Below are 6,979 nucleotides of genomic sequence, written 5' to 3' on the forward strand. Positions count from 1 at the left end.
ATATAGAGGATGGTGCAAAAATGTCTGTTGAAGTACCAATTTCAATACCTAAAACATTGATTATTATTCCTGCCTACAATGAAGAAGAAGCAATCGGAGATACATTAACAAGACTATTAGAGCTTAAACAACATTTCACGCAATTAGATATTTGTGTTATTAATGATGGTTCACGCGACCGAACATCAGAAATTGTAAAAGAATTCCCAGTTAATATTGTAAATTTACCATACAATTTAGGAATTGGCTCTGCTGTACAAACTGGCTATAAATATGCTGATATAAACGGATATGACATTGCAATTCAATTTGATGCAGATGGTCAACATAATCCTGAGGACTTATACAAAATCATTCAACCTATCGCTGAAAATAAGTGCGATATGGTACTAGGTTCACGTTTTACTGAGAAAACAGCTTATAAAGGTAGCCTCTCACGCAGAATTGGTATTTTTTACTTTACAGCCTTATTAAAATTATTAACAAGACAAACATTTATGGATCCAACATCTGGTTACCGTGCAATTAACCGAAAAGTAATTGAAATCTTTTCTTATAACTATCCAAAGGATTATCCAGAACCAGAGGTCCTAATCCACTTAAAGAAAAAAGGTTTACGTATCAATGAAATTTCTGTAAATATGCAAGAAAGACAAGGAGGACAATCATCTATTACTCCTTTAAAATCTGCATATTACATGATTAAAGTAAGTCTCGCTATATTAATGCAAAAAATCGTGAAGGGTTGATCATAAATGCCAATAATTACCTTTTCGTTCATCTTCATTATCTTACTGTTTTTAATTATTATTAACTCCATTCGTAAAGGAGCCCTAGAAACAAAATACTCAATTCTATGGATTTTCGTTTGTATATCCATGGCTATCTTAAGTTCTACTGATAGAATTATAAATTGGATTGGGAAACTACTGAAAGTAGAATATCCACCATCTATTTTATTCTTGTTCGGCTTGTTATTTTGCTTTATCTTAATTTTTGATTTGACTCGAAAATTATCTAAACAACATCACCAACTTGTGACATTAACACAAGAATATGCATTATTAAAACAAAAGCTAGCAAAAGACAGAGAACAGGCAAAATAAAATATATTAAAAGTGAATTTTATTTTACCAGAGAACCCCAAACAATGAATTTTAAACAAAATTCATTGTTTGGGGTTTTATCTATTTTCATCTATATCCTTTAGTTACATCCTAGGTTGATTCAAATCAAAAAAAGATGACCCTTGCATAGCGCGGCCACCTTTTAAATAATAAAGCTTTCATGTCACTTTTTAAAATCCCTTTGATAGGTGATGAATTATACCTATATAAAACTAAATAACTTTTACTTCAGATTTCAATTTCACTTAGATAATACATTCTTTCCTATATTTCTTATAGCCATGAATGACGTTGTGATACCCATTCCTATCATAATGAATAAAAACGGCATAAGAGGCAACGCGTACCGATTATAGGCAAAATATAAAGTATTAAAGTATGTTTGAAGAACAATTAACGCTAATAAGAATGTGCACTCTCTCCACTTCGAAGGGGCCAATAAAAATGTGATAATCGTACAAACTAAGAATATGACCTTGATATAATCATAAATAACTCTCATGTCTTTTCCATCAATACCAAAAATAGAAATTTGGTGATACGGGTAATAATATGGTGTATCCCAAAAAATCTGCGGTTTTAAAAGCAAATAACTTTTTAACATCGAGGTTTTATCTGTTTCCCACCACGTTTTCATTCGTTCGACTGCTACTTTTTGCTCCATCTCCATCCATTGATGTGCTTGAATATCTGGATACTCACTAAATATCTCTTTTTCAATCTCTTCTATACTCTTCCCGCCTGGATACCCTTCACCTTGATACGTCCCTAATAATAATGGGTTTCCAGAGCCAGCTGTTAGAGGTATAAATTTATCAAATTGGATATAGTTTCGCACCCACCAAGGACCAAGCACTAAAAATAATGCCACTATACTGACAAGGAGTTGCTTCATCATAATTTTAAACGGATATCTCTTTATTAGTAAATAACCGAATAGGAAGATTGGATAGATTGCAATTTGAACACGGAAAAATAATGCTAAAAAGTAAAACAATAAAAGCAAAAGAAAATCTTTCATTGAATGACTATCTGCTAGTTTTAAACTCCAATAAAGAAGAGCTAATGATAAAAATAAGAATGGGCTCTCAGTCAATGTTAAGTTATCTATTACTATTTCTGGAGGATATATCGCTAATAAAAATGCTCCTATCAATCCAACTGTAGGATTAAATATATACTTTCCAATACGAAAAGTCATATAAATACTAAGAACCCCAAAAGAAATCATCGTCATTTTTGCTACAAATAAACCTAATTTAGCCTTACCAAATATCCCAAAAATTGCAGCTAGCAGAAATGATTGACCTGGCATAATATGGATAGTTGGTTGATCTGCATTATGGTATGTAAGCATTCCACTTTCTAACAAATTTTTCGCACTAGTTTGATATCCTAAATCATCACTAACAATATTTAAATCCACACCATATTTAACCAAAACAGTCCATCTTAATAAAAAACCTAAAAAAAGAACAACTAATAATGGTAGAAAATACGGTTTTTCAATATATTTCTTGAACAAATGAATTCTACTCCTTCAATTTAAAATATACACATAATAAAATTAAATCATTCAAAGTCCTAACAAAGGAAATTTCACTTTATGTAGTTCCTTATCCTCTTCTTATTTTCTAAATCCTTCTATATTTTACCATTTAAAACTTAAAATGTACTACATTAACTTCCTTACATTATATTTTATCCTCTTTTTAAACCAAATTATGTGGAATAGAGAGTATCTTGAGCGAGCCATCCTTACAATTTCTCAAGGTCCATTGTAAGTGTACAAACAATTTGTGTCCATACAACTATAAATAAATTTAAATATAATCTGCCTTTATCAATTCCTTGTTTTTCTATATTTTCATAAAACTGGTCACATTTGTGGAAATAATCTATAATGGAATTTTGAGTGATACTTTAGAGAAAGGAAAGTGAATTATATTGCGACGATATTTAAGTGAGCTACCCAAATCATTATATATAATTTTAGCGTTTTCATTGCTACTACATATTTTTTGCCTAGTAAAGCAACCTGGTGTAGATGAAAAGATAATTAAACAAAATTTTGGTGCAGTCGATGCTTATAATTATACTTTAACTGCTAAACAGCTATTAGAACATGGTATTTTTGGATTTGTTTATCTCGAACCAAGCGATCCACCATCGAAAAACGCCTATGTTACACCGGCTCAACCTTTAATGCTTGCTGGAGCCATGATTATATCAAAGGTAACACATATACCCTATTATTATGTAGCCACTGGGTTTAACTTAATATTTGATTTACTCACTATACTAGTTCTTTACCTTATCGGGAAAGAATTATTTGAGAGAAAAGCATATGGAATTGTAGCGGCTGGACTATATGCCTGTTACTTTAGTATTTATCAATATTTCCGCATGCTTTTAACGGAACCACCTTCCATGTTTTTGCTATGTTTATCCCTGTATGTTTTTATATTATGTTGGAAATATGACAAAGTAAAATACCATATTTGGTTTGGGGTTGTAGTTTCTATTCTATTGATGTTTCGTCCAAACCCAGCCCCTATGCTCCTTATTCCAATACTTGTTGTTATTTATACTTATGGAGTTTGGAAGTCAATTAAAATTGGTCTCCTATGGTGCATCGGTCCCTTCTTTATTATAGGTGCATGGGTATTAAGAAACTGGATTTCTTTAAATGAGTTCATCCTATTTTCGACCCAAGGCGGTAATCCATTACTAGCTGGCGCAAACCCATTTTCCAGATCGGCAGATATAGGGAAAGATATGATTGCTGCAGGATATACAGACTCTACTGTTTATGCTAAAGATCTCATTAAACAAGGTTTTACCACAGACTTTACTTATTGGTTCTCCTGGTTTACTGTTGGGAAAACAATTGAATTATTTATACGACCATCTTGGGTAGGAAGTTATCCCTTCTATCCATTTTTGAAAAAATATCATCAACTGTTAATCGCTTTTACTGCTCTAAGTTCTTTCTGCTTTATGATAAATTCCTTTAAGCACAAACGATTTATGATGTTAGTAAGCAGTGTTATCGTATATGTAGCATCTACAAATATATTCCTTGCTATAGACCGCTACGGATATTTCATAATACCGCTGATATGTCTAATTGCCTCCTATGGTATTGTACGTATCATACAGGCACTTTCTAATTTAAAATATAGATAAAGCAAATGCCCCAATTTTATTTGGGGCATTATTTATATCTCTTCCGAATCAACCAATGGTTGCTTTACAAAGTTTATGTGAGGTAAACTTATACCCGTGGTTATTAACTACGGGTAGTAATTGATTCATTAAGGAATCTATTCCAAAAACTAATATGATTCACATGAAAGGTGCTTTATTTGACTTTCATTTGTATGGAAAGGTGAAATTATGCAAAAGTCACTTGTATCAAATATTTTCTATAAACTATTGCTCAATACCTTTAATATTATTCTCCCAATTTTAGTAGGACCTTACGCCTATCGAACACTCGGGGCTCCTTCAATAGGAGCAGTTAGCTCCGCTGAAACCATTTTTAATTATTTTTTCATTTTTGCTGTATTTGGCGTATACCAATATGGATTACGTGAAATTAGCTTAGTAAAAAATGATAAGAAAAAAGTTTCACAATTGTTCACAAGCCTATATGTAATTAACTTTACAACCAGTATCCTAGCTCTAGTGGCATTCGTACTCTTTAGTTACCTTGGATACGGCGACAAAAATTTATTTCCTGTACTGCTCATTTTCGGATTCAATTTTATTTCAAATTTGTTTTACGTAGAATGGTTTAACGAGGCGCATGAAAATTATGATTTCATTACGAAGAAAACGGTTATTGTCCGGCTTACTTATGTCGTGCTTCTTTTCACTTTAATTCATGGAGTGGATGATTATAAAAAATTCGCTGGTTTATTAGTCTTATCAACATTTTTAAACCATATCATTAGCTTTATATATGTGAAGCGTCAAGTTAAATTTGATTTTTCTAATTTAACAATTGTCCCGCATTTACAGCCCTTAGTATTAGTTGTTATCTTTTCAAACGCTAATATGTTATATACACAATTAGATCGCCTCTTCATATTAGAGGTTAATGGAGAAGCTACTGTCGCTTTCTATGTAATGGCCTTCCAGATTATGACTATTATTAACACACTTATGTTAAGTGTTGTCCAAGTTACAATTCCAAGGCTTTCTTATTTATCAGGAAACGCAGCTGAAAGAGAATATGAATCATTACTAAACAAAATTTCAAAAGTATATTTCATTACGTTGTTCCCAGCTGCTATTGGTTTAATGCTTATCGCTCACGGAGCTGTTATTATTTATGGCGGAAAGCAATTTGCCGGAGCTGGTGACACATTAATGGTTTTCGCATTTTATATGATTTCGGTAGGAATTGAATCTATTTTATCCAACCAAATTATTTATGTGAAAAAGAAAGAAAGTATTTTAGTTCGCTTTTTATTCATTTGTGGCTTTATAAACCTTGTATTAAATTTTGCGCTTGTATTCTTCCATGTACTTACACCAACAACAGCAATTATTACAACAACGATTGCTAACTGTACATTGATTGTATTGGAATATATTTATATAAAAAAGAAATTAAAAGTAAATTACACATTATTCGATATGCAAAAGCTAAAATACCTGTTTTATTCACTAACATTTTTACCAATAGCATTCTTAGTGAATACGATAATTTCCGGACAAGTTCTACAAGTTATCGTCACAATGTTAGCATGTGGATTGGCTTATGCACTTATCCTATTCATAGCGAAAGATGAAATTCTCTTTATGCTATTAGACAAAATAAAAGCAAGATTTAAAAGAGCTTAATGTAAAATGACGTAAGAAATACAAACTATTTTCTGTATATGAACAAATGAACCCTCTTGAAGGAGCTGTTACAATTGAAATTTTCTTTAATCATGGCCACTTGCGGCAGACGTGATGACATTCTTGATTTACTAAACTCATTAGAAAAACAAACTTATAAAAACTTTGAGCTCATTGTAGTTGACCAAAACGATACACCAATTTCTGATCTCTTTGCAGATTATAAAGAAAAATTTTCCATCAACTATATTTATACGCCTATTAAAGGATTATCCCGTGCCCGTAATGCAGGATTAAAAGTAGCTGATGGTGATATTATCGCATTTCCGGATGATGACTGTATTTATGAAACAAACGTGTTGGAAAGCATCCTAGAAACATTTAATAAGGATAAGGATATTCAATTTATATCAACAAATACTACAAACGTTGAAGGAACAGGCTCATTAGTACATGCACCAGAAACCGATATTATTTTAAATGATAAATATGGATTCATGGGACCGTCTTTCACACTATTCTTTACGAAACAATTTGTGCAAGATGTTGGTACATTTGATGAAGACTTAGGTGTTGGATCAGGAACAATTTACGGAGCTGGTGAAGAAACTGACTTCGTACTACGCGGTATGAAAAATGGATATACAGGACTATTTAAAAAAGACCTATTCGTATACCATCCAGTAAAAGAAGAAGTCATTAATGAGCAATCATTAAAAAGAGCCATTTCCTATGCCGGTGGTTTCGGAAGAGTAATTCGTTTACATTACGGCTTCCCATACTTTTTACGTGCGGTTGCAGCCGCTACATTCCGTATGACGCAAAATATTTCGAATGATAAACGCAAATTCCATGCAAATCGTTTAAAAGGAATCGTTCGAGGATATTTTAAATAGAAGAAAAAAGAAGAGCAATCGTTCAATTGAACTGTACCCCGAATCGTGGACACTTAAAAAAAGTCCATGCTTCGGGGTTTTTGTGTATCTTTACACTCATTC

Annotated in this window: 6 protein-coding genes; 5 read left to right on the plus strand and 1 reads right to left on the minus strand. The window is 32.2% G+C overall.

The features are described from left to right. The first annotated feature begins 20 nt into the window (after positions 1-20). Together JDS96_RS14570 and JDS96_RS14575 are read left to right on the plus strand one after the other, a co-directional pair. Complete coding sequence (locus tag JDS96_RS14570; protein ID WP_006096734.1) at positions 21-749, plus strand: glycosyltransferase family 2 protein; 729 nt, start codon at positions 21-23, stop codon at positions 747-749. Between the two features lie 6 nt (positions 750-755). Then, positions 756-1,106, plus strand: coding sequence for a DUF2304 domain-containing protein (locus JDS96_RS14575; RefSeq protein WP_018764858.1), 351 nt, complete (start codon positions 756-758; stop codon positions 1,104-1,106). A gap of 262 nt (positions 1,107-1,368) precedes the next feature. Here the strand turns inward: JDS96_RS14575 and JDS96_RS14580 are convergent, their stop codons facing one another. Continuing rightward, complete coding sequence (locus tag JDS96_RS14580; protein ID WP_199667228.1) at positions 1,369-2,652, minus strand: ArnT family glycosyltransferase; 1,284 nt, start codon at positions 2,650-2,652, stop codon at positions 1,369-1,371. A gap of 422 nt (positions 2,653-3,074) precedes the next feature. Between JDS96_RS14580 and JDS96_RS14585 the strand changes: the two genes are divergently transcribed. The 3 genes from JDS96_RS14585 to JDS96_RS14595 all read left to right on the plus strand — a co-directional run bounded on the left by JDS96_RS14585 (position 3,075) and on the right by JDS96_RS14595 (position 6,877). Then, positions 3,075-4,316 (plus strand): ArnT family glycosyltransferase, encoded by a 1,242-nt coding sequence (locus JDS96_RS14585; protein WP_206777092.1) that lies wholly within the window; start codon positions 3,075-3,077, stop codon positions 4,314-4,316. A gap of 210 nt (positions 4,317-4,526) precedes the next feature. Then, on the plus strand, positions 4,527-5,981 hold the full coding sequence (locus JDS96_RS14590; RefSeq protein WP_199667229.1) for an oligosaccharide flippase family protein: 1,455 nt from the start codon (positions 4,527-4,529) through the stop codon (positions 5,979-5,981). A 74-nt stretch (positions 5,982-6,055) separates the two neighbouring features. After that, positions 6,056-6,877, plus strand: coding sequence for a glycosyltransferase family 2 protein (locus JDS96_RS14595; RefSeq protein ID WP_097793971.1), 822 nt, complete (start codon positions 6,056-6,058; stop codon positions 6,875-6,877). Positions 6,878-6,979 lie beyond the last annotated feature (102 nt).

The sequence above is a fragment of the Bacillus cereus group sp. N21 genome, assembly GCF_016483395.1.
In the GTDB taxonomy this organism is placed as follows: domain Bacteria; phylum Bacillota; class Bacilli; order Bacillales; family Bacillaceae_G; genus Bacillus_A; species Bacillus_A pseudomycoides.

Bases quoted from the DNA above. Each gene is read 5' to 3' on its own strand.
- JDS96_RS14570 (WP_006096734.1), top strand. From the start codon at position 21: ATGTCTGTTGAAGTACCAATTTCAATACCTAAAACATTGATTATTATT.
- JDS96_RS14590 (WP_199667229.1), top strand. From the start codon at position 4,527: ATGCAAAAGTCACTTGTATCAAATATTTTCTATAAACTATTGCTCAAT.
- JDS96_RS14575 (WP_018764858.1), top strand. From the start codon at position 756: ATGCCAATAATTACCTTTTCGTTCATCTTCATTATCTTACTGTTTTTA.